We start from the raw sequence: 23542 nt of genomic DNA on the forward strand, positions 1-23542 counted from the left end.
CTCCTATTTCGACGACGGTGTCGGGCTCGCAAACCTGCGGCCTACTTCTACTCTAGGAGGGGGGACGTTGCGAAATGTTGCGATGGCCACCGATTTCGACTTCGATGCGCGCAAGATGCGCCACGACCGTTGCACGTTTGGGCGATCGGGCCGGAAGCAGCTCGAGGCAGGCCCGCCAGACTTCGGTGTCCCAGTTGGCTTCTTCGGTACGCGCGTAGGTGAGCAGCAGGTCGACCGAAGCATCCGCCAGCATTGCCTCGCGCAGTCGGCTGCTGACTTCTGAACGGATGTCGATGATCCCGGGAGCGGACGATCCCGGGAGTACAGCGCCGCGGTAGGCGCCGAGAGCCACCCGGTGAGCGCCGCGATCCAGAAAGGCCAACACCTGTTGGGCATCCAGTTCGAGCCGTGATTCCAGCCGATACGGTCGGGACGTGATCGTGATCGAGGGATCGAGGAGGGCGAGTACCTTGCGTACCCGCACCATTTCGGCGCGCAACGTTTCCACTGCTGTGTCCAGATCAAAGAGATAGCTGGCCAGACGATCGGCGGAAAGTCCTTCGCGGTGCCAGGCGAGAAGTGTGAGAATCTCGGTGTGGCGGGGCGAGACATCCACGGTGCTGCCGCCGCAACATAGCTGGCCGTGATCGGTGCCGAGCACACTCAGACCGGCCGGCGCCAGTCGCCGCACGGTCGTCGGTAGCGATGTATGCGACCGGCGGGCGGGCGGCGAAGAATTCGGCTGGCCGAGGCGCTGGATGCGCAATTCTGCCTCTATCGCGGCGACAGCTGCTTCAACGAGGGGGAGTGTTTGCGGTGCGACTGCCTGATCGCCACCGGTGATGTCGATCACGCCGAGGATTTTGCCGGTGTCTGGATCGTGGATGGGTACGGCCGTGCAGCTCCAGGGGTGCGCGAGAGCGTTGAAGTGTTCGGCCCGCCGAATCTGAATCCCGCGGTCCAGGGCCAGTGCGGTACCGGGGGCGCTGGTTCCGACCCGTTTTTCTGACCAGTCCGCTCCCTCGACGAACAGCATTTCCTCGACCTGGCGGCGCAGCGCCCGGTCGCCGTCGATCCAGAGCAACCGGCCGGATTCGTCGCCGATGGCCACGAGTAACTCAGCATCAAAGGCGTGGCGAATAAGCAGGTTCTGCACGACGGGTAAGACCGTGGCGAGCGGATGCTGGTTGCGCAGGTCCCGCAGTTCGATATCGGTCAGTGCCCGCTCGGGTGACACACTGCCGGGGTCGAGGCTGAGAGAGAGCGACCGCTGCCAGGAATCCTGCACGAGCTGGCGCACGCCGGACTGGAAGACTCGGCCTGTGACGGCGGATTCGTGGGCCCGTTCCAGAGCGAGCAGACTTTCGTACGCCGACCCGGACGGAACCGACGAGGTACTCTTCAAGCCGTGTCCCATCAGCGTCTGCCTCCATTAGCAGTAGCGGGCGCAGCTGCCGCGGCCGCCGTTTCAATGTCATTCTACGGGCACTGCCGCTCCGGGGCGTGCGGACCATCGAATTACCCGAATCCGTGCCATCGCCGCCGCCCAAATTGAACCGCAACGTCGCCGACACCCGGACGACCGGACGCCCGCCGGAAGATACCCACAGCCGAGCGGATTCAGGAAATTCCTGTGGATAATCCTTCGCGACTGCGAGACCGGCTCATGCTGGGCACATGACACTCAACATCGAGGACGCTCCGCCCGTGAGTACTGTGGTGCAGGCCAAGGCACGGGTTTTCGACCTGATCGGCCACGCTATCCGCCGCCAGCTCTGGCTCATGGTTCTCGACGCCCACGGGCAACAGCTCCCGCTGATGATTCCCCTCGACGGCATTCCGCTCCGGCCGGAACCTGGTTCGGTGCGAGCGTTCGCCGTGAGGATCAACGAAATCCTGGCCAGGGACGCCCCGGGAGGCAGCCTCATTGTGACCCTGGAACGACCAGGGTCAGCGGCCCGCACCGCCCCAGACCAGGCCTGGGCAGTGGAGTTGACCGAGTCCTTTGGCAAACTCATGCGCATTACCGGCCTGTTCATCGCCCACGATGACGGCGTGGCCGTACTCACTCCCTGACGGAGACTGCCGACACGGCAGCTGCACGGGGACGGCCTAGGCTGAGAGGATGAGTACAGTGCTGGTTCTGAACGGTCCGAACCTCGGGCGCCTGGGTAGTCGCGAGCCGGACGTGTACGGGTCGGCGAACCTGGAGGACCTGCGCGAGCTGCTCGTCACATCCGCTCGTGACGGGGTCTTGATCGACCTGCGGCAGACCGACGACGAGGCAGAGCTGATCCACTGGCTGTACGAGGCCGTTGACGAGCGGATGCCGGTCATCCTGAATCCGGCAGCGTTCACGCACTACAGCTACGCGCTGAGGGATGCCGCTGCCCTCGTCACCAAGGCTGGCCTGCCGTTGATCGAGGTGCACATCTCGAACCCGCACGCTCGTGAGACGTTTCGCCACACGAGTGTGGTGAGCGCCATCGCGACCGGTGTCATTGCCGGTCTTGGCTTCGACTCCTACCGGTTGGCACTGGACTTCGTCACCGCTTCGTGACGCAGGGTCGAAACGGTGCCTTTGGCGCTTGTGGCTTCGGCACCTAGACTTCACACGGTGCCATTTGCACCCGCGCACCTTATCAATTGAACGGAACACCCCTCCCATGGCTTCTACCGCTGATATCAGAAACGGCGTCGTACTCAACATGGATGGCCAGCTCTGGGCCGTCGTCGAGTTTCAGCACGTCAAGCCGGGCAAGGGCGGCGCCTTCGTTCGTACCAAGATGAAGAACGTCGTCTCGGGTAAGACCGTCGACCGCACGTTCAACGCCGGCGCCAAGATCGAGACCGAGAACGTTGATCGTCGCGACTTTCAGTACCTCTACAACGACGGTGACGCCTACGTCTTCATGGACGTGGCCGATTATGACCAGATCACCGTCTCCGCTGCGGTCGTAGGTGACGCGAGCAACTTCATGCTCGAAAACCAGGCCGTGACCGTGGCCCTGCACAACGGCAACCCGCTGTACGTCGAGCTGCCGGCATCCGTCACCCTGGAAATCACCTACACCGAGCCAGGCCTGCAGGGCGATCGCTCCACCGGCGGCACCAAGCCGGCCACCGTGGAGACCGGCTACCAAATTCAGGTTCCGCTGTTTCTCGAGCAGGGCACCAAGGTCAAGGTCGACACCCGCACCGGCGACTACCTCGGCCGCGTCAACGAATGAGTGCACGTACCAAGGCTCGCAAGCGCGCCATTGACATCCTGTACATCGCGGATGTGCGCCAGATCAGCATTCCGGAGTCGCTCGCGATCGAGGCTGAGCGCGCAGCAAGCGAGCCAGCCCGACTGGTGTCCTGGCTGTACGCCCGGGAGCTCGTCGACGGGGTCGTCGACCACCGCGAAGAGATCGACGAACTCATCGAGACCTACTCGCAAGGCTGGTCGCTCGCTCGCATGCCCAACATCGATCGCGCCATTTTGCGGATCGGTATCTGGGAGATCCTGTACAACGACGCAGTACCGCACGCCGTCGCCATCGATGAAGCCGTCGAAGCCGCCAAGATTTTCTCAACGGATGACTCGGCCGGTTTTGTCAACGGACTGCTCGGCAAGATCGCCCAAACCGCGCCGTCTGCCTAACGACCCGGCCGGCAGGCTCGGCTGTCGCCGGGCGCGCCTCGACGTCACCGAAGGACACGAACATGGATAGCTTCGGACCGAACGGCTCCCGCGACGAGCCGATGCAGCCCAACTCATATGCGCCGCCGCTGCCGGGGCCGGTTATTCCGTTTGCGACCGTACCGAAGACCAACACCCTGGCGATTGTGTCCCTCGCGTCGTCGTTCTTCGTTGGTCTCGTCGCAGTCATCACGGGGCACATCGCGCTGGGGCAGATTCGCGCACGCGGCGAACTCGGCCGCGGTTTTGCGCTGGCCGGTCTCATCATCGGATACGTCCACGTTGCTGTGACGGCTCTTCTGGTTGTGTTACTGATCGTGTTCGCCTCCGCTGCCGGAGCCTTCTTCGTCGCGCTGAATGCAGGCCTGGCCTCCTCGACGCCGACGGAATCTCCGGCACCGCTACCGACCGGTCAGCTGGGCGCCGCCAACTTCGATGGCGGATATCTCGAATTCGGTACCGGCGCCGTCATCGTCGACGAGTACGTGGATTTGATGTGCCCGTTCTGCGCCCAGTTCGAGGAGACCAACGGTGAACTGCTGGCCGCGGGTGTGGAAAGCGGCGTCATCACCCTTCGGGTGCACTCGCTCACCTTTCTCGACCGAGTCTCTCAGGGCACGAACTACTCCAGCCGCGCATCCGCAGCGCTGACCTGCCAGGCCACCCTGAACCCCGATCAGACCCTCGACTATCTGTCAGCGTTGTTCGCCAAGCAACCACTCGAACAGACGACCGGGCTCAGTAATAGCCAACTCGTAGACCTCGCTTCCGGCGCGGTCAGCATCGCCGACTGCGTTGAAGCTGGTGAATACCAGACTTGGTCGCAGCAGAACACCGAAACAGCCATGACCGGGCCGATCGCGGGAGCTGAGGTCGTCTCTATTCAGGGCACCCCAACCGTGCTCGTTGACGGGGCGCTCTACACCGGCAGCAATCTTGACCGGGCCGAATTTCAGGCTTTCGTTGCCGCTGCTTTTTCGTAATTCGCTTTTCCCGAAGCGGTTGGTGCGCGGACAACGGCGCCAACGGTAAGCTACTGGTAATCAGACATCCTTTAATGATCCGTCCTGTGAGACGGGGAAGGAGGTCGGCATTTGGCGCACATTGTGCTCACCCAAGCTGACATCACCCGCGCGTTGACTCGAATTTCCCACGAAATCCTGGAGTCCAATCGGGGGCCGGACAACCTCGTCATTCTCGGCATCCCGACACGGGGCGTGATCCTCGCCCGCCGCATCGCCGAGATCATCCAGCGGATCGAACCAGCGGCAACCGCCCTTCGGGTCGGATCGCTCGACGTGACGCTCTATCGTGACGATCTCGCCCACGGACGTACCCGCACGCCGTCGCGCACCGAGGTGCCTGGCCGCATCGACGACGCGACCGTCGTGCTCGTCGATGACGTGCTGTACTCGGGGCGCACCATCCGCAGCGCCCTCGACGCGCTCGGCGACCACGGCCGCCCGAACATCGTGCGCCTGGCCGTGCTCGTTGATCGTGGCCATCGTGAGCTGCCGATTCGCGCCGACTTCGTCGGTCGAAACCTGCCGACGGCTGCTGACGAACGCATCAACGTGCACCTCGAAGAGATCGATGGTGACGAATCCGTCTCGATCGATGGACGGAGTGACCGATGAGGCACCTTCTCTCCACCAAAGACCTCTCCCGCGACGAGGCCATCAACCTGCTCGACATTGCCGAAGACATGGCGGATGTCGCACAGCGCGAGGTCAAAAAGCTCCCGACCCTGCGTGGCAAGACCGTGGTGAACCTTTTTTTCGAAGACTCCACCCGCACCCGCATTTCCTTTGAGGCGGCTGCGAAGCGACTCAGCGCCGACGTGATCAACTTCAGCGCCAAGGGATCGAGCGTGTCGAAGGGGGAAAGCTTGAAAGACACCGCTCAGACCCTCGCCGCAATCGGTGCGGACGGCGTCGTCATTCGCCACCCCGCCTCAGGCGCCCCCGCCGTGCTCGCCGCGAGCGGGTGGATCGACGCCGGCATCATCAACGCCGGCGACGGCACCCACGAGCATCCCACCCAGGCCCTGCTCGACGCGTTCACCATCCGCCGTCGCATCCACGGCCAGGCCTCCCGTAGCCGGGGACTCGACGGGGTCACGGTCACCATCGTCGGCGACGTACTGCACTCCCGGGTGGCTCGCTCCAACCTCTGGCTGCTCACCACGCTCGGCGCGGAGGTCACGTTCGTCGCCCCGCCCACCCTGTTGCCGAGTAACACCGCACTGTGGCCGGCTCGCTTCAGCTTTGACCTCGATGATGCGATCGACGCCGGCCCCGACGTGGTCATGATGCTGCGCATCCAGACCGAACGGATGAACGCAGCGTTTTTTCCGAGCAGCCGCGAGTACTCCCGGGTCTGGGGACTCGACGACGCGCGATTTGGCCGACTCGGTCCGGCTAGCATTGTTATGCACCCCGGCCCGATGAATCGTGGTCTGGAGATTTCCTCGGCGGCGGCCGACTCCGCGAATTCGACCGTACTGGAACAGGTCACGAACGGTGTCTCCGTGCGGATGGCCGCGCTCTACCTGCTCTTATCCGGTGATCGGAAGGAATCGAAGAATGTCGATTGACGGATTACAGCAACACGACGTGCACGAACCCTGGCTCATTCGCGGCGCGACCTTGCCGGACGGCACGCGCACCGACATCCGTCTGGCTGGCGGACGTATCGACGAGCTCGGGACCGGCCTGTCCCCGAGCGGCGCGCGCGTGCTCGACGCCGACGGCCTCATCGCGTTGCCCGGCCTGGTCGACCTGCACGCCCACCTGCGCGAACCCGGCTACGAGCACAGCGAAACCGTGCTGAGCGGCAGCCGCGCCGCTGCCCGGGGTGGGTTCACGAGTGTGTTCGCCATGGCCAACACCCTGCCGGCCCAGGACACTGCCGGGGTGGTCGAGCAAGTACTCGCCCTCGGCGAGAGCGCCGGCTACGTCGACGTTCAGCCGATCGGCGCCGTCACCGTTGGCCTGGCCGGCAAACAGCTCGCCGAACTCGGAGCCATGGCATCGAGCAGGGCTCGTGTGCGGGTGTTCTCGGACGACGGATTCTGCGTCTCGGACCCGCTCCTCATGCGCCGTGCCCTCGAGTACGTCAAGGCCTTCGACGGCGTCATCGCCCAGCACTCTCAGGAACCACGCCTCACCGAAAAAGCCCAAATGAATGAGGGCGCCCTCTCCGGTGAGCTCGGCCTCATCGGCTGGCCGGCCGTCGCCGAAGAGTCGATCATCGCCCGCGATGTCCTGTTGGCCGAACACGTCGGTTCCCGCCTGCACGTCTGCCACGTCTCCACGGCCGGTTCGGTCGACGTGATCCGCTGGGCCAAGGCTCGCGGCATCAACGTGACGGCCGAGGTCACCCCGCACCACCTGCTGCTGACCGAAGACCTCGTGCGCGGCTACGATGCCCGGTTCAAGGTGAATCCGCCGCTGCGCAGCCGCGAAGACGTCGAGGCGCTGCGCGCCGGACTCGCCGACGGCACGATCGACATCGTCGCGACCGACCACGCACCGCATCCAGCCGAAAGCAAGGACTGCGAGTGGGATGCCGCCGCCAATGGCATGGTGGGGCTGGAATCGGCTCTCTCGGTGGTGCATGCCGCCGTTGTCGCCACCGGGCTGCTCGACTGGGCCGACATCGAACGCGTTCTGTCGCGCACCCCGGCCCGTATCGGTGGCCTGGCCGGTCAGGGCAACCCGATCGCGGTCGGTTCACCGGCCGAGCTGGCGCTCTACGACCCGGCAGCGACCCGAGTTTTCGGCCGCGCCGACCTGGCTGGTACCAGCTCGAACTCGCCCTACCTGTCCATGACGCTGCCCGGCGACGTGCGAGCGACGTTCCACCGTGGCTATGCCACGATGCTCGACGGCGCGGTTCGCAGCAGCCTCGAGATAGCCGGCCACGCCCGAGGAGTAGTCACCCATGGATAGGTCCATTCCCGCCATCATCACAGGCCTTGTTCTGCTCGGCGTTCTCGTGCTCATGTGGCGCAGTTGGCGAAAGCGCAGTCGACGAGATGGCGCCTTTGCCGCGGGCTACCCGATGCCGGAGGACACCGGAGCTGCACTGGCCGGTGCCGCGACCTACTATGTGGCGACCACCCCCCGCGATGCGCCGCTCGAGCGGCTGGCTATTCGCGGGCTGGGCTTTCGGGCTCGCGCCGCCGTCACCGTGACCGAGGCCGGCGTGACGCTCGACCTCGATGGTAACCAGCCGGTGTTCATTGCTGCCAGCGCCATCGACGCGGTTGGTGCGGCCCAGGTGGCCATCGACCGGGTGGTCGAAACCGACGGTCTGGTCTGCCTGGGCTGGCGTCTCGCTCCGGGCGCCACTGCCGGGCCCGACGACCGCCGCGCCGTTGACAGCTTCTTTCGCATCATCGATCCCAATGATCGTGCTCGCCTCGTCGACTCGATCCGAACCATTGCCGCTACGGCTCATCAAGATGAAAGCGAGGCCTGACGTGCCCGACTCGACCGCTCCAAACCAGGCAGAAGCAATCCAGGCTGTACCAACGGATGCCGCACCAAGCGACGCCGTCGCAGCCGCTGCCGCCGTATTGCCCGCATTGAGTAGCACTTTCTCGGCGACCGACCGGCCGGGCCCGGCCGTACTCGTTCTCGAAGACGGCCGCCGCTTCGTGGGCCGCCGCTACGGCAGCGAAGGCCAGACGCTCGGCGAAATCGTCTTCGCTACCGGCATGACCGGCTATCAGGAAACCCTGACCGACCCGTCCTACGCCGGGCAGATCGTACTCATGACTGCCCCGCACATCGGCAACACCGGAATGAACGACCAGGACATGGAGTCCAAGAAAATCTGGGTCGCCGGCTTCATCGTGCGGGAACCGGCCCGGATCGCCTCGAATCATCGTGCCACCCGCACCCTCGATGACGACCTCGAAGCCCAGGGCGTCGTCGGGATCAGCGGCATCGACACCCGTGCGATCACCCGCCACATCCGCTCGAAGGGCGCGATGAAAAGCGGCATCTTCTCGGGCGACCTGTTCGGCTTGTCCGACAGTGAACAGCTCGAACGGGTGCTCTCGGGCGCGCCCATGCGCGGTCGCAATCTCTCGCTGGAGGTCTCGACGGTCGAACCCTTCTCGATTCCCGCCCAGGGCGAACGCATCGGCTCCGTCGCGGTGCTCGACCTCGGTGTGAAGACCAGCACGCTCACCTACCTCGCCGAGCGCGGGTTCGAGGTGCTCGTCTTGCCGCAGTCGGTCACCGCCGAACACGTTCTCTCGCTGAAGCCCTCTGCCCTGTTCTTCTCCAACGGACCCGGTGACCCGGCCGCCTCCGACGCCCACGTCACACTGCTGCAGGAGGTGCTCCGCGCCGGCATTCCCTACTTCGGTATCTGCTTCGGCAACCAGCTGCTCGGCCGGGCGCTCGGTTTTCGCACCTACAAGCTGCCCTTCGGGCACCGGGGCATCAACCAGCCCGTGCTCGACAAGACCACCGGACGGGTGGAGATCACCTCGCAAAACCATGGATTCGCCGTCGACATGCCCATCGAGGGCGTCCACGACTCGCGCGCCGGGTTCGGCCGCGTGGAAGTCAGCCACTACAGCCTCAACGACCAGGTAGTCGAAGGCATCCGCTGCCTCGACATCAACGCTTTCTCGGTGCAGTATCACCCGGAGGCAGCCTCCGGCCCGCACGACGCCAACCACTTGTTCGATCGATTCAGAGACGTTGTGCTGGCTTCGCAGCGCGGCATTGCAGGAGAAACCAAATAATGCCCAAGCGCGACGATATCAACAGCGTTCTTGTCATCGGCAGCGGCCCGATCGTCATCGGCCAGGCGTGCGAGTTCGACTACTCCGGCACCCAGGCCTGCCGGGTGCTGCGCGAGGAAGGCGTTCGCGTCATCCTGGTCAACTCGAACCCGGCCACCATCATGACCGACCCCGACTTTGCCGATGCGACCTACATCGAACCCATCACGGCCGAGATTCTCGAGACGATCATCGCCAAGGAACGGCCGGATGCGATTCTGCCGACCCTGGGTGGGCAGACCGCCCTCAACGCGGCGATCCAGCTGCACGAGCGCGGAATCCTGCAGAAGTATGACGTCGAGCTGATCGGCGCGAGCTTCGACGCCATCAACAAGGGCGAAGACCGCATGATCTTCAAGCAGCTCGTTCTCGACGCGGGCGCCGGCGTGGCCCGGTCGTTCATCGCCCGCACGGTCGAGGAAGCCGTCGGCTACGCCGCCGACCTCGGCTACCCGCTGGTCGTGCGTCCCTCGTTCACCATGGGCGGACTCGGCTCGGGCTTCGCCTACACCGAGGTAGAACTGCGCCGCATCGTCACCGACGGCCTGCACCACAGCCCGACGACCGAGGTGCTGCTCGAGGAGTCGATTCTCGGTTGGAAAGAGTACGAGCTCGAGATGATGCGCGACACGGCCGACAACACCGTCGTCGTCTGCTCCATCGAAAACGTCGACCCGGTCGGTGTCCACACCGGCGACTCGATCACCGTCGCCCCGGCCCTCACCCTGACGGACCGTGAATTCCAGCACCTGCGCGACATCTCTATCGACATCATCCGCGCCGTCGGCGTCGACACCGGCGGCTGCAACATCCAGTTCGCGATCAACCCGGCCGACGGCCGCGTCATCGTGATCGAGATGAACCCGCGGGTCTCGCGTTCCTCTGCCCTGGCCAGCAAGGCCACCGGCTTTCCGATCGCCAAGATTGCCGCCAAGCTCGCCATCGGTTACCGTCTCGACGAAATCCCCAATGACATCACCGGTGTCACCCCGGCGAGCTTCGAACCCACCCTCGACTACGTCGTGGTCAAGGTACCGCGCTTCGCGTTCGAGAAGTTCCCGGCCGCCGACCAGCGCCTCACCACGACCATGAAGTCGGTCGGTGAAGCCATGGCGATCGGTCGCAGCTTCGCATCCGCTTTGCAGAAGGCGCTGCGCTCGCTCGAGAAGCGCGGCTCAAGCTTTCACTGGGGTGAGGAATCCCGCACGGTCGACGAACTGCTCATCGCCGCCGAGATTCCGACCGACGGCCGCATCGTCACCGTGCAGCAAGCCCTCCGCCGTGGCGCGACCATCGATCAGGTCTTCGCCGCTACCAAGATCGACCCGTGGTTTCTCGATCAGATCGTTCTGATCAACGAGATCGCCGACTCGGTCAAGGCCGCCGACCGGCTCGACCGCGACGTTATGATCCTCGCCAAGGACCACGGCTTCTCCGACGCCCAGATCGGCGAGTTGCGCGGTTTCGGCGAAGCGGATGTGCGCACCGTGCGCCACATTCTCGGCGTGCGTCCCGTGTTCAAGACCGTCGACACCTGCGCGGGGGAGTTTCCCGCTCTCACGCCGTACCACTACTCCAGCTACGACAACGAGACCGAGGTCGTTGCCAGCGACCGCCAGAAAGTCGTCATCCTGGGCTCCGGCCCGAACCGCATCGGGCAGGGTGTCGAATTCGACTACTCCTGTGTGCACGCCTCTTTCGCACTGTCGGAGGCCGGCTACGAGACCATCATGATCAACTGCAACCCCGAGACGGTCTCCACCGACTACGACACGAGCGACCGGCTCTACTTCGAACCGCTCACCCTTGAAGACGTGCTCGAGGTCATCTACGCCGAAAGCCAGAGCGGCGAACTCGTCGGCGTCGTCGTACAGCTCGGCGGCCAAACCGCATTGAGCCTCGCCCGAGGCCTGGAAGCGGCGGGTATCCCCATTCTCGGCACCACCCCCGACGCGATCGACCTCGCTGAGGAACGCGGACTGTTCTCGAAGATTCTGGACGATGCCGGCTTGCTCGCCCCCCGCAACGGAACAGCGATCGACTTCGCCGGAGCCGTCGTGGTCGCCGAAGAGATCGGTTACCCGGTGCTCGTGCGCCCGAGCTACGTCCTCGGCGGCCGCGGCATGGAGATCGTCTACGATTCCCCGTCGCTCGCCGATTACTTCACCCGCATGGCCGGGCAGGGAATCATCGGCGCGGGGCATCCGCTTCTCGTCGACCGTTTTCTCGACGACGCGATCGAGATCGACGTCGATGCCATTTACGACGGTCACGAGCTCTACATTGGCGGCGTCATGGAGCACATCGAAGAAGCCGGAATCCACTCCGGCGACTCAAGCTGCACCCTGCCACCGGTCACCCTCGGACGCGCCGAAATCGACCGGGTACGCGAAGCCACCCTCGGCATCGCCCGCGGCATCGGAGTGAAGGGCCTGCTCAACGTGCAGTTCGCGATCGGCGCCGGTGTGCTCTACGTGCTCGAGGCCAACCCGCGCGCCTCGCGCACCGTGCCGTTCGTCGCGAAAGCGCTGGGCATCACGCTCGCCAAGGCCGCCGCGCTGATCATGGTCGGTACGACCATCGCCGAGCTCAAGGCCGAGGGCAAGCTGCCGCTGATCGACGGCTCTCGCGTTTCGATCGAATCGCCGGTCGCGGTGAAGGAAGCCGTGTTGCCGTTCAACCGGTTCCGCACCCCCGAGGGCCTCGTCGTCGACTCCATCCTCGGCCCGGAGATGCGCTCCACCGGCGAGGTCATGGGTATCGACCGCGACTTTCCGCGGGCCTTCGCCAAGAGCCAGCTCGCCGCCTACGGTGGAATTCCGCTGTCCGGTACCGTCTTCGTGTCGGTCTCCGACCGCGACAAGCGTGCGATCATCCTGCCCATGCTGCGGCTGCAGCAGCTCGGCTACGAGATCACCGCGACCATCGGTACCGCCGAGGTGCTGCAGCGCAACGGTATCCGTGCCCGCGTCGTGACCAAGTTCAGTGAGAAAACGGGGGAAGACGACGTGTCCATCGTCGAGCTCATTCGCCGCGAAGAGATTCAGATCGTCATCAACACCCCCGGCGGCAGCACGGCCAGGGCCGACGGCTATGAGATTCGCGCGGCCGCCGTTGCCGGCGACCTGCCGTTGTTCACTACGATTGCGGAGCTCAGCGCCGCGGTCGCCTCAATCGACTCTATTCGCGACGGGTTCGAGGTGACCTCGCTCCAGGAATACGCCACCGCGCGAACGGCCCTGTTGTGACGAGGTCGCCTGAACCGGGCGTGACCGGATCGGTCCTCTCCTTCGGTGATCGTCTCGCTGGAGTGTTCGCCGAGCGCGGCCAGCTGTGCGTGGGCATCGACCCGCACTCCTGGCTGTTGGGCGACTGGAACCTACCCGATACAGCCAACGGCGCCGAATCCTTCGGCCGCACGGTTGTCGCCGCTGCGGCCGGCCGGGTCGGCTTGGTCAAACCTCAGGTCGCTTTCTACGAACGTTTCGGTTCGGCCGGGTTCGTCGCGCTCGAACGGGTGCTGGCCGACGCCCGGCAGGCTGGTCTGCTCGTAATCGGCGACGCCAAACGCGGCGACCTCGGCACGAGCGCCCTGGCGTATGCCGAGGCCTGGTTCTCACCCGGTTCCCCGCTCGAAGTGGATGCCCTCACCCTGGCCGCGTACATGGGTGTCGGTTCGCTCGACTCGTCACTGAGCCTCGCGGCCGCACACGGCAAGGGTGCCTTCCTGCTTGCAGCGACGTCCAACCCCGAGGCCGGAAACATTCAGCGAGCGATCGTAGCCGACGGGAGCTACGCCGGTTCGAGTGTCGCCCGCGCCATTCTCGATGATGTCGGAGAGCGCAATGCGCGTGCTGGCAGGGCTGCCGAAATGGCGGCATCCGTTCGGGCAGTGACCGGTCTCGGGTCGATCGGCGTCGTGCTGGGAGCCACTGTCGACCTGGCCCTCTTTGGCATTGACGTGCACCGGGCGCCGAGCGAATTTCGAACACCCGTGCTCGCACCGGGCTTCGGACACCAAGGTGGGAATATTATGGATCTGATCTCGATATATGGCGGATACGCCGATGGGGTTATCGTGAGTGAATCGCGCAGTGTGCTCTCGGCCGGACCCCACCGAATCGAAGAAGCCATTGAGCGCCGAGTAGCCGAGGTAGGTGCCGTTCGTGGCTGAAAATCGTCCAACCCCGCCCGAAGTCGACCGGGTGGCTGCCTCGCGTGCCGCTGTCGCGGCACGCCGCGCCCGCGCCCGGGTCAAGGCGGAGGTCGCCTCCGGCGAACAGACCGCGCTCGAGGTGCTCGCCACAGCGATTGCGAACCCGATCGGAACCGAGGGTCGGCTGCGAGTGACCGAGCTGCTCGTGAGTATTCCGGCCATCGGCGTGACCAAGATGCAGCGCATCATCCACCGCTTGGAGATTTCACCGTCTAAACGCCTCGGTGGGCTCGGCCGGCACCAGCGCGATCGACTGCGCGATTTTCTCTCTGAACGACCCACCCTGCGCCATAGTGCTGTCGACTCCAAGCTCATCATTCTTGCTGGCCCGACTGCCGTCGGCAAGGGCACTGTTGCCGGGTACATTCGCGAGAACTACCCGCACGTGTTGCTCTCCGTTTCAGCGACGACCCGGGCACCGCGCCCGGGAGAGGTTGAGGGAGTGAGCTATTTCTTTGTCTCTGATGACGAGTTCGATAACATGATCGAGGCCGGCGAATTGCTCGAGTGGGCCAAAGTACACAACGCTTACCGCTACGGCACGCCACGCGGACCGGTCGATGACGCCATCGCTGCAGGCAACAGCGTGCTTCTCGAAATCGATCTGCAGGGCGCCCGCGCCGTTCGGCGCGCCATGCCGGAAGCCCGCCTCGTGTTCCTGCTGCCGCCGAGCTGGGAGGAACTGGTACGCCGCCTGATCGGTCGCGGCACCGAAGACGCGGCAGAACAGGCCCGCCGTCTGGAGACCGCAAAGCTGGAATTAGCGGCCCAGGGCGAGTTCGATTATCGCGTGATCAACCATGATGTCGGCGACGCCGCCCGTGAGGTCGTAGACTTGATGGAGATCCGCGCTGCATCCAGCATGTCGTAGCGCCCGTTTCTGATGAATTCTTGCGTGTCCTCGGGCGCGCTTTCCCCTCGTATGTTCTCGTTCAACAACAGATTCGCACAGGCCACCGGCCGTGCTCTATTAGGAGTGTGACACCAATGGCGAACAAGCCCACTGGCATCATTGACCCGCCCATCGACGACCTGCTGTCCAAGGTCGATTCGAAGTATGCTCTCGTGATTTTCGCGTCGAAGCGTGCGCGCCAGATCAACGACTACTACGCCGACCTCCACGAAGGCAGCCTGTTCGACAACGTCGGACCGCTCGTCGATTCAACCGTTGAAGACAAGCCGCTTTCGGTTGCACTGCGCGAGATCAACGACGACAAGCTCGTTTCACGCCCGATCGTCGAGGCCTAGAACACCACACCCCAAGCGCGCAGGATGAAGACACCTCGCACGATCGTCGTCGGCATCACCGGCGGCATCGCAGCGTACAAGGCAGTCAACATCGTGCGCGCTTTCGTGTTGAACGGCGACTCGGTGCACGTCGTCGCCACCGCGGCGGCCCTACGTTTCGTTGGCAAGCCGACCCTCGAAGCGATCTCGCGTAACCCGGTGCACACCGACCTCTATGAGGGCGTCGCCGAGGTGCGTCACGTAGCCATCGGTCAGAGCGCGGACCTCATCGTCGTGGCCCCGGCTACGGCTAACAGCATTGCCAAACTCGCCGTTGGCCTCGCCGATGATCTGCTCGGCAACACGATTCTGGCCAGCACCGCGCCGCTCGTGATCGCCCCGGCCATGCACACCGAGATGTGGAATAACGCGGCCACGGTCGCCAACGTCGCCACACTGAGGTCGCGCGGCGTCACCATCGTCGGCCCCGGCGTCGGCCGCCTCACCGGCACCGACACCGGCGCCGGGCGCATGGAGGACCCCGAGACCATCGTGGCGATGGCTTTGGCTGTGCTCGACCGGGCGCTGGCTCGTGGTGAGTCCGCGGCATCCGCTGGGCACGATCTGACCGGTCGCCGGGTGCTGATCAGCGCCGGCGGCACCAGGGAACCTCTCGATCCGGTGCGGTTCCTCGGCAATCGGTCGAGTGGAAAGCAGGGCGTCGCACTCGCTCAGGCTGCGCTGGCCCGGGGAGCTCAGGTCACCCTGGTCGCCGCCAATCTCGAGGTGCCCGTTCCCACCAGCGTCACCACCGTCAGGGTCACCAGCGCCCTGGAGATGCACGAGGCTATGACGCTCGCCGCCGAATCGGCCGAGGTCATCATCATGGCCGCCGCGGTGGCCGACTATCGGCCCAAGACCGTGCAGGTCGGTAAAATCAAGAAGGAAGACGTGGGGGATACCCTCACCCTGGAACTTGTCAAAAATCCCGACATCCTGGCCAGCCTGTCTGCTGCGCGCCGGCGGGGCCAGCTGATCATCGGCTTCGCCGCCGAGACGGAAACGGATGCCGATCGGCTGCTCACCCTCGGCCGCGCCAAAATCTCCCGCAAGGGTTGTGATTACCTGGTCGTGAACCGGGTGGGCCCGGGCGTCGGTTTCGGCACGGAACGTAACACCGTGACAGTGCTCGATCGCGACGGAGTTATAGTGAATGAGGCCTCTGGCAGCAAAGTGTCGGTGGCCAATTGCATACTTGACCTGATCGGCTAGCGTCCGCTGCGACAGGCAACAACTCCTACGTTTTCATTCAAAACTACGTTTTTTAGTAAACAGAGACGGGCCAGATGAGCGATCTTCGCCTCTTCACCTCGGAATCAGTGACCGAGGGTCACCCCGACAAGATCTGCGACCAGATCTCCGACAGCATCCTCGATGCCCTGCTCGCCGACGATCCGCACAGCCGGGTCGCAGTTGAGACCCTGGTCACAACGGGGCTCGTGCATGTGGCGGGCGAGGTCACTACCGATGCGTATGTCGAGATTCCCTCGATCGTGCGCAAGTGCATCACGGACATCGGCTACGACTCTTCCGACGTCTGGTTCGACGGCCGCTCCTGCGGCGTGGAAATCTCTATCGGCGGCCAGTCGCCCGACATCGCCCAGGGCGTCGACAACGCCTTCGAAACGCGCGAGCAGTCCAGCCTCGACGACTTCGACCGCCAGGGCGCCGGCGACCAGGGCATCATGTTCGGCTACGCCACGCGGGAGACTCCCGAACTCATGCCGATCCCTATCTGGATCGCGCACCGCCTGGCGGAACGCCTCGCCTTCGTCCGTAAGAGCGGCGAACTCGATTACCTGCGCCCCGACGGCAAGACCCAGGTCACCATCGGCTATGACGGAATCGTTCCGCGCACCGTCGAGACCGTCGTGGTGTCAACCCAGCACGCGCCCTCGGTTTCCACCGAGCAGTTGCGCCTCGAGGTGGAAGAGCTCGTGATTCGTCCGGTGCTCGACCTGATCGATCTTGATTCATCTGCGCTCACAACCCTGATCAACCCGACGGGGCGCTTTGAAATCGGTGGCCCGCAGGGCGATGCCGGCCTCACCGGTCGCAAGATCATCATCGATACCTACGGCGGATCGAGCCGCCACGGCGGCGGTGCGTTCAGCGGCAAGGACCCGTCCAAGGTCGACCGGTCTGCCGCCTATGCCATGCGCTGGGTTGCGAAGAATGCCGTGGCTGCCGGGCTGGCTGAGCGCCTCGAAGTGCAGGTTGCCTATGCGATCGGAAAGGCGTCCCCGGTTGGCCTGTATGTCGAAACTTTCGGCACCGGTGTGCTGCCCGATAAGGAGATCACCGCGGCCATCCGCGCCGTATTCGACCTGCGACCGGCAGCCATCATCCACTCGCTCGACCTGCTGCGTCCCATCTACGCGCAGACGGCCACTTATGGCCACTTCGGCCGGGAGCTTCCCGACTTCACCTGGGAGCGTCTCGACAAGGTCGACGACCTGATCCGCGCCGCCGGCCTCTGAAGTCGGCGCAGTCATGACGCACTCCGGCCTCGTCGCACGGGTGCTGATCGAGTCCCCCCTGCCGCAACTGGACCACCTGTTCGACTACGGCGTCCCCACCGAACTGGTCGGTCAGGTTGCGGCGGGAATGCGCGTCAAGGTGCCCTTTCGCTCCGGCGGCCGTGTCGTGGACGCGTATGTGATCGAGGTGCTGGATCCGCGATCCGCTCGGCCCCGGTCCGAGTCTGAAACGGATGTCGCTTTCCGCGGCGCCTTGAGTCCGCTCGAGTCGGTCGTATCCTCGGCCGTCGTGCTCACGCCCGAGGTGTGGAAACTGGCGCGCCGGCTGGCGGATCGGGCTGCCGGGAACGCGAGTGACATCATCCGACTCGCGGTGCCGCCGCGGCAGGTGCGCGTTGAAAAGGCCTGGTTGGCGGCGCAGGCCGTTGCTGCCGCTTTGAGCACGGGTACCGAGCCGGCTGATCCTGGTCCGTCACCCGTAACGATGGGCCTGGCCGCTCCCGCTTTCGTCGGCTACCCGACCGGACGGCTCGACAGTGTGATCATGGAGCACCACCGCGTCGCCGTCGCCGCTATCCCCGAACTCACGCAGCTGATCGACGGCAGCACGATCGGCCGTTGGGCCCAAACCCTGGCCGAACTCGCCGTCGCCACCGTCAGCGCAGGTCAGAGCGCCATTCTCTGCGTGCCCGACTTTCGTGATCAGGATCAGGTACAGGCCGCCCTGGCCCAGCTCGCCCCGACACTGCCGCTCTGCCGGGTCGATGCCCGCCAGCCGAACCCTGACCGGTACCGCGCCTTTCTGGCCTGCCTCGAACCCGCGCCACGCATCATCCTCGGCAACCGCTCGGCCGTCTACGCGCCCGCGCACGACCTCGGCCTCATCGCCGTCTGGGACGACGGCGACCCGCTCTACTCCGAACCGCTCAGCCCCTACGTCAATACCCGCGACGCGGCCCTGGTGCGCCAGCAGGACAGTGACTGCGCCCTCGTGTTCCTCGGCCACTCGCGCAGCGTCGAAACCCAGCGGCTGGTGGAGCTGGGGTACCTGACCGAGGTGAATCCGGCCGCCGACCGACACCCGCGCATCATCCCCACTGATTTTCAATCCGAGCCCGACCAACAGGCTCGCGCAGCGCGGATCCCTTCGGCAGCGTGGCAGGCTGCCCGGGAAGCGCTCGTGCACGGGCCGGTACTGGTGCAGGTCGCGAGCCCGGGGTATGCCCCGATGCTCGCCTGCCAAAGCTGCAAGAAAGCCGCCCGGTGCACTCACTGCCAGGGTCCGCTCGGGCTGAAGTCAGCCTCGGCCGTGCCGTCCTGTCGATGGTGCGGCGCCCTCGCCGCCGGTTGGACCTGCGCGCACTGCGAAGGCACCAAATTGCGTGTGGTGACGCTCGGCACCGGGCGCACCGCCGAAGAACTCGGCCGCGCCTTTCCCGGCGCGCGCGTCATCGTCGCCGACGGCGAACACACGATTCAGACCCTCGGCGCCCAGCCCGCTCTCGTGATCGCCACCCGGGGCGCCGAACCGGTGCCGACCGGCGGTTACCGGGCCATCCTCATCCTCGACGGCGAGCGGATGCTTGCCCGCGAATCGCTGCGCGTCGCTGAGGACTGCCTGCGCTGGTGGGCCAACGCGGCCGCTCTCGCTGCACCCGGCGCTCCCGTGTTGCTCGCCGGGGTCGGGGGCGCCCTCGCTCGGGCACTCAATTCCTGGCGGCCAGACAGCTTCGCCGCGGGCGAGCTCGCCGACCGTCGCCAGCTGCGGTTTCCGCCGGCCGTGCGCGTGGCTTCGGTCACCGGCACCGCTCCAGACGTCGACGCTGCCCTCGCTGATCTTGTTGCGGTGGTAGGCCTTGACATACTGGGCCCGGTCGACACCGAGGCCCCCTTGGTGCGGGCGGTCGTTCGGTTCGGCTACGCCCGCGGTGATGAAGTGGCCCACGCGCTCAAGGCGGCGGTCGTGCGAAACGCCGCCACACGCCGCAAGTCGAAGTCGGGTTCGTTCCAACCGCCACCTACACTTAAAGTTCGATTCGACGACCCGGAGCTGCTTTAAATGAAACTCGTCTTTGCCGGCACGCCCGAGGTCGCGCTGCCCAGCCTCACGGCCCTGGCCAGCTCCGATCACGAGATTGTCTCTGTGATCACTCGAGCGGATGCTCCGCTCGGCCGCAAGCGCACCCTCACTCCGTCGCCGGTCGCGCAGGCCGCGGTGGCCTATGGCTACCCGGTACTGAAGACCAACCGACTCGACGCTGAGGCGACCGAGACCATCCGTGCCCGGCAACCTGACCTCGGTGTCATCGTCGCCTACGGCGGCATCGTGCGTGAGCCCCTGCTCTCCGTTCCCCGCCTCGGTTGGATCAACCTGCATTTCTCCCTCCTGCCGCGGTGGCGGGGGGCCTCCCCGGTGCAGCGCGCCGTCATCGCCGGTGATGAACTTACCGGCGTCGCAGTGTTCCAGCTGGTACCCGAACTCGACGCCGGTGCCGTTTTCGGGAGTTTTTCCCAGCCCCTCGGCGCACATTCCACATCAGGAATACTTCTCGATGAGCTCAGCCACAGCGGCGCCGATCTGCTCCTGCGGGTCGTCTCTGAGCTTGCCGCCGGCACCGCCCTGGCCGTGGCGCAGACCGGCGAGGCGACCCTCGCACCCAAACTGGTGCGGGACGACGCGCGGATCGTGTTCAGCCGACCGGCGGCATCCGTTTACAACCATATTCGCGGAGTGACCCCGGAGCCGGGTGCATTCACGACCGTGAACGGCGCCGAATTGAAACTTCTCGAGGTCGCTCCCAGCGTCGACCAACCCAACCTGCCTGCCGGAACTATTGTGCAGCGCGAAAAGATAGTGCTGGTTGGCACGCAGACCGAACCCCTGGTTCTGCTACGCGTGCAACCGGCCGGAAAGACAGCGATGACAGCGAACGACTGGTGGCGCGGAGTGGCAGCAGAATCGGTGACGGCGTCATGAGTGACGACCGTTCCGGCTCGACCCGCGGAGGCTCGGACCGTGCTCACTCGGCCCGTGCGGCCGACTCGGCACCGTCGGGCAATGCCCGGTCTCGCCCGGCCCCGGCCGACTTCGTGCAGCCGGCCCGACGCATCGCCTATGAGGTGATTGCGGCGGTGCGCGAATCCGACGCGTACGCAAACCTGCTGCTGCCGACCCGCATTCAACGCGCAGCCCTGAATACGGCGGATGCCGCCCTCGCGACCGAGCTCACCTACGGCACCCTGCGCATGCAGGGGTTCTATGACCGTGTGATCGCCCTCGCCGCCAACAGACCGGTCAGCGCCATCGATCCGGCCATTCTCGATGTGCTCCGCCTTGGCGCCCATCAGCTGCTGGCCACCCGCATCGCGACCCACGCCGCGGTCAACGAATCCGTCTCACTCGCCAAGCAGGTCGGTTCACGCTCCGCGACCGGTTTCACCAACGGCGTGCTGCGCACCATCTCCCGATCGAGCGCCGAGGAATGGCGCGACCGGGTGCTCGAAGGTGCGGTCAACGTCGATGACCGGCTCGCCGCCGAATATTCGCATCCCGCCTGGATCGTGCGGGCCTTTCGGCAGGCGCTGCGTGCGGAAGGTCACGAAGACGAGTTGGCTGATCTGCTCGCAGCTGACAACATGGCGGCGAAGGTCAATATGGTCGCGTTGCCCGGCCTCGCCACCGACGAAGACCGCGAACGGCTGGGCCTCGCCGATGAATTCTCACCGGTGGGTTTTGTGTTGGACTCCGGAGACCCCTACCACCTCGTGACGGCGACGGCGGGTCGCATTCGAGTGCAGGATGAGGGATCGCAGATCGCCGCTCTGGCACTCAGTCGGGCCCGGCCGATCGTTGCGGGGGAGCGGTGGCTCGACCTTTGCGCCGGACCCGGTGGCAAGGCTGCCCTGCTCGCCTCCGAGGCACGCGCCGGGGGGGCCGAACTTGTGGCCAACGAGCTTGTTCCCGCCCGGGCGACCCTCGTGCGCACCGCCCTCGAGGCGCTCCCCGAGCCAGTTCCGGTGTGGGAAATCGACGGCACGACCATCGGCCGAACGCACCCGGAAACCTTCGACCGTATTTTGCTCGACGCCCCCTGCACCGGCCTCGGCGCTCTTCGGCGCCGACCCGAGGCTCGTTGGCGCAAACAGCCCAAGGACGTCGCCGACCTCGCTGGCCTGCAGTCGGGACTCATCGAGGCGGCCTTGCTCGCGCTCAAGCCCGGCGGCATCCTCGCCTATGTCACCTGCTCACCGCACACCGCCGAGACGCGGGCGATCGTCGCCCTCGCCGTGCGCAAGGCCGGCGGCGCCGTCGCGGTGCTCGACACTGCGGGCGTCGTGCAGTCCTTCAGCGCGGCGAATCTCGACCTGCCCGCCGACACCGGGAGCGTTCAGCTCTGGCCGCACCGCCACGGTACCGACGCCATGTTCATCACCCTGCTGCAGCGCTCCAACGAGTAGGCGCACCGCCGCCCAGACCAGCGGATGCGCGCTCCCGAAACGGGTGCGCGTTACGCCCGTTACCGTAGCGGCTACCGAGATCAGGCGCTGGGTCCCACCACCAGCAGATCTCCTACATCGCAGTCGAGCGCATCACAGATCGCCCGCAGGGTTGAATACCGGATGGCTCTGGCTCGGTCGTTCTTCAGCACCGACAGGTTGACGATGCTGACGCCCACGAGGGAGCTGAGCCGCGTCAGGGTCATGCCACGCTGCTCGAGGAGCTCGTCGAGCCGGCAATGAATGCCGGAGTCCTCATCGGGAACCGCGGGCATCAGACGAGCCCGTCGGAGTCTCTTTGCAACTTCTGCCCGTATCGAAATACCGCGGCTACGGCGAACAGGGCCAGGCCCACCCAGATCGGCCAGAAATCCAGAGTCCATTCGTGGCCTGCCATCGGCAGCCCGATGACCTGACGAATGTCAGTCCAGTCGATCTCGGCTGTGTCCAGACTCCACCCGGTTGCCCTGAGTACCTGAGAGGAGGCGAGGCCGCCCGCGACAGCATCACACACCTGCCAGCCAAGGCCGCCGACGATGATCGAGGTCGCGGTCAGGTTGATGCCGCGGGTCAGCGCGGGACGGAACGGATCCAGCCTGATGATGCTCGTGCAGAGCAGAACAACAACGACAGCGATCACAACGTTCGTCGCTCCCTGAAGCGCGTCGCCGGCTGCCAGCCAGACGCGGGTGGCAGTGTCCAGCCCTGCCACGGTCACCACAGCGTGGTCGAACCCTCCACCCACAACGTCGGCGGTCGTCCCCGTGACCTCAACCGTGTTCGGCAGACTGGGCCAGAATGGCTTGACGGGCAGCCGCACACTCACAGCGTCGCTGAGTAGCCGTTGCAGGGCATCGGCTACAGTTCTGAACACCGTCACCACCGCATAGAGGATCGCGATGATTCTGGTGACCCGCACCGCCTTGGTGTGGCCGACATCGGTGCCCGGTCGAGATCCCGATCGACGTTCGATTACCACGACGATCGCTATGGTGCCGAGCACGAGTAAGACGAGGAGAGCAGTCCACCAGGTTAGAGCCGCCATCAGCATGTCATTTCAGCGCCGCGCGGCAGCGCGAGAAACTCTATGCTCGCCGTCTCCTTGTTTCTGCCTTGTGCGTAGCTTCTGGTACTTTCGAGAATTTGTTCGATAACTCGCACTAAGGCCGGGTCGGGGAGGTTCTTTCTTTGAGCAAGTTTGCACTCAATTTCAGGTTTTTTCATAATGCACCGGACGGGTCTACGCCCGGTGAGGCCCCGGCGCACGGGCGGACCCGCCGATATCGACAATGCTGTGCTGCTCTGCAACGCCGGGCGTGTGAGTATCGAGACCTCCGGTTCGGACATCACCATGCGAGACGGCCGGCCCGGGGTCTGCGGCCCCTCGTGTTCGACCCCACCCAAACATGGCGCCCCGCCGGCCAAAACCGCGCCGCCACCCCTGCGGAAAAACCCAACGGTGAAAAGTAGGCGCCCGCCCCACGTGTACGACGCCGAGACCGCGCCACGTCGTGCACGTGGAGGTCTCGGCAAAATCGACTAGCGCGGATGTAGATTGTGGCGCCTCGACC

At 65.2% G+C, this 23542-nt stretch carries 22 protein-coding genes; 19 read left to right on the top strand and 3 right to left on the bottom strand.

Translation table 11 applies throughout. The annotated features are described in order from the left end of the window. Positions 1-52 precede the first annotated feature (52 nt). Complete coding sequence (locus tag E3T38_RS10160; RefSeq protein WP_134548113.1) at positions 53-1417, bottom strand: GAF domain-containing protein; 1365 nt, start codon at positions 1415-1417, stop codon at positions 53-55. Positions 1418-1677: 260 nt separating this feature from the next. Between E3T38_RS10160 and E3T38_RS10165 the strand changes: the two genes are divergently transcribed. From E3T38_RS10165 to E3T38_RS10255, 19 genes are all read left to right on the top strand, one after another. Beyond that, positions 1678-2076, top strand: coding sequence for a hypothetical protein (locus E3T38_RS10165; RefSeq protein WP_134548114.1), 399 nt, complete (start codon positions 1678-1680; stop codon positions 2074-2076). Between the two features lie 49 nt (positions 2077-2125). Further along, entirely contained in the window at positions 2126-2560 is a 435-nt protein-coding gene (locus tag E3T38_RS10170) for a type II 3-dehydroquinate dehydratase (RefSeq protein WP_134548115.1), read from the top strand. Between the two features lie 106 nt (positions 2561-2666). Beyond that, positions 2667-3230 carry an elongation factor P gene (gene efp / locus E3T38_RS10175; protein ID WP_092107753.1) on the top strand — a complete coding sequence of 188 codons (564 nt, stop codon included), beginning with the start codon at positions 2667-2669 and terminating at the stop codon, positions 3228-3230. Continuing rightward, positions 3227-3646: a transcription antitermination factor NusB gene (gene nusB / locus E3T38_RS10180; protein ID WP_104197938.1), complete on the top strand. Its 420-nt coding sequence runs from the start codon at positions 3227-3229 to the stop codon at positions 3644-3646. The genes efp and nusB overlap by 4 nt, the downstream gene beginning before the upstream one ends. A gap of 62 nt (positions 3647-3708) precedes the next feature. Next, a complete protein-coding gene (locus tag E3T38_RS10185) occupies positions 3709-4668 on the top strand; it encodes a thioredoxin domain-containing protein (protein ID WP_134548116.1) in 960 nt (319 codons plus the stop codon). Between the two features lie 111 nt (positions 4669-4779). Continuing rightward, on the top strand, positions 4780-5322 hold the full coding sequence (gene pyrR, locus E3T38_RS10190) for a bifunctional pyr operon transcriptional regulator/uracil phosphoribosyltransferase PyrR (RefSeq protein WP_104197940.1): 543 nt from the start codon (positions 4780-4782) through the stop codon (positions 5320-5322). Further along, a complete protein-coding gene (locus E3T38_RS10195) occupies positions 5319-6281 on the top strand; it encodes an aspartate carbamoyltransferase catalytic subunit (protein ID WP_134548117.1) in 963 nt (320 codons plus the stop codon). The genes pyrR and E3T38_RS10195 overlap by 4 nt, the downstream gene beginning before the upstream one ends. Beyond that, positions 6271-7638 (top strand): dihydroorotase, encoded by a 1368-nt coding sequence (locus E3T38_RS10200; protein ID WP_174775230.1) that lies wholly within the window; start codon positions 6271-6273, stop codon positions 7636-7638. The genes E3T38_RS10195 and E3T38_RS10200 overlap by 11 nt, the downstream gene beginning before the upstream one ends. Beyond that, the gene (locus tag E3T38_RS10205; protein ID WP_134548118.1) at positions 7631-8170 is read left to right on the top strand and encodes a hypothetical protein; all 540 of its coding nucleotides are present in this window, start codon (positions 7631-7633) and stop codon (positions 8168-8170) included. Before E3T38_RS10200 ends, E3T38_RS10205 begins: the two co-directional genes overlap by 8 nt. A 97-nt stretch (positions 8171-8267) precedes the next feature. After that, a complete protein-coding gene (gene carA / locus E3T38_RS10210; RefSeq protein ID WP_370449022.1) occupies positions 8268-9452 on the top strand; it encodes a glutamine-hydrolyzing carbamoyl-phosphate synthase small subunit in 1185 nt (394 codons plus the stop codon). Beyond that, on the top strand, positions 9452-12739 hold the full coding sequence (gene carB / locus E3T38_RS10215) for a carbamoyl-phosphate synthase large subunit (protein WP_134548120.1): 3288 nt from the start codon (positions 9452-9454) through the stop codon (positions 12737-12739). Before carA ends, carB begins: the two co-directional genes overlap by 1 nt. Before the next feature lie 20 nt (positions 12740-12759). Then, positions 12760-13665, top strand: coding sequence for an orotidine-5'-phosphate decarboxylase (gene pyrF / locus E3T38_RS10220; RefSeq protein ID WP_134548271.1), 906 nt, complete (start codon positions 12760-12762; stop codon positions 13663-13665). Next, positions 13658-14578, top strand: a complete 921-nt coding sequence (gmk, locus tag E3T38_RS10225; RefSeq protein WP_134548121.1) for a guanylate kinase — start codon at positions 13658-13660, stop codon at positions 14576-14578. The genes pyrF and gmk overlap by 8 nt, the downstream gene beginning before the upstream one ends. Before the next feature lie 116 nt (positions 14579-14694). Next, positions 14695-14955 (top strand): DNA-directed RNA polymerase subunit omega, encoded by a 261-nt coding sequence (gene rpoZ, locus E3T38_RS10230; protein WP_092107764.1) that lies wholly within the window; start codon positions 14695-14697, stop codon positions 14953-14955. Between the two features lie 24 nt (positions 14956-14979). After that, on the top strand, positions 14980-16206 hold the full coding sequence (gene coaBC / locus E3T38_RS10235) for a bifunctional phosphopantothenoylcysteine decarboxylase/phosphopantothenate--cysteine ligase CoaBC (protein ID WP_134548122.1): 1227 nt from the start codon (positions 14980-14982) through the stop codon (positions 16204-16206). A gap of 74 nt (positions 16207-16280) precedes the next feature. Then, complete coding sequence (gene metK, locus E3T38_RS10240; RefSeq protein WP_134548123.1) at positions 16281-17474, top strand: methionine adenosyltransferase; 1194 nt, start codon at positions 16281-16283, stop codon at positions 17472-17474. A 13-nt stretch (positions 17475-17487) separates the two neighbouring features. Then, positions 17488-19533, top strand: coding sequence for a primosomal protein N' (locus E3T38_RS10245; protein WP_134548124.1), 2046 nt, complete (start codon positions 17488-17490; stop codon positions 19531-19533). Further along, entirely contained in the window at positions 19534-20451 is a 918-nt protein-coding gene (gene fmt / locus E3T38_RS10250; RefSeq protein ID WP_134548125.1) for a methionyl-tRNA formyltransferase, read from the top strand. Then, entirely contained in the window at positions 20448-21932 is a 1485-nt protein-coding gene (locus E3T38_RS10255) for an RsmB/NOP family class I SAM-dependent RNA methyltransferase (RefSeq protein WP_134548126.1), read from the top strand. The genes fmt and E3T38_RS10255 overlap by 4 nt, the downstream gene beginning before the upstream one ends. An 80-nt stretch (positions 21933-22012) precedes the next feature. Here E3T38_RS10255 and E3T38_RS10260 read toward each other — a convergent pair whose 3' ends face one another. Both E3T38_RS10260 and E3T38_RS10265 read right to left on the bottom strand, forming a co-directional pair. Next, a complete protein-coding gene (locus E3T38_RS10260) occupies positions 22013-22246 on the bottom strand; it encodes a helix-turn-helix transcriptional regulator (RefSeq protein ID WP_104129054.1) in 234 nt (77 codons plus the stop codon). Next, positions 22246-23016 (bottom strand): hypothetical protein, encoded by a 771-nt coding sequence (locus E3T38_RS10265; protein ID WP_134548127.1) that lies wholly within the window; start codon positions 23014-23016, stop codon positions 22246-22248. Before E3T38_RS10265 ends, E3T38_RS10260 begins: the two co-directional genes overlap by 1 nt. Positions 23017-23542 lie beyond the last annotated feature (526 nt).

It is taken from the genome of Cryobacterium sp. Hb1 (genome assembly GCF_004403585.1).
GTDB lineage: Bacteria > Actinomycetota > Actinomycetes > Actinomycetales > Microbacteriaceae > Cryobacterium > Cryobacterium lyxosi.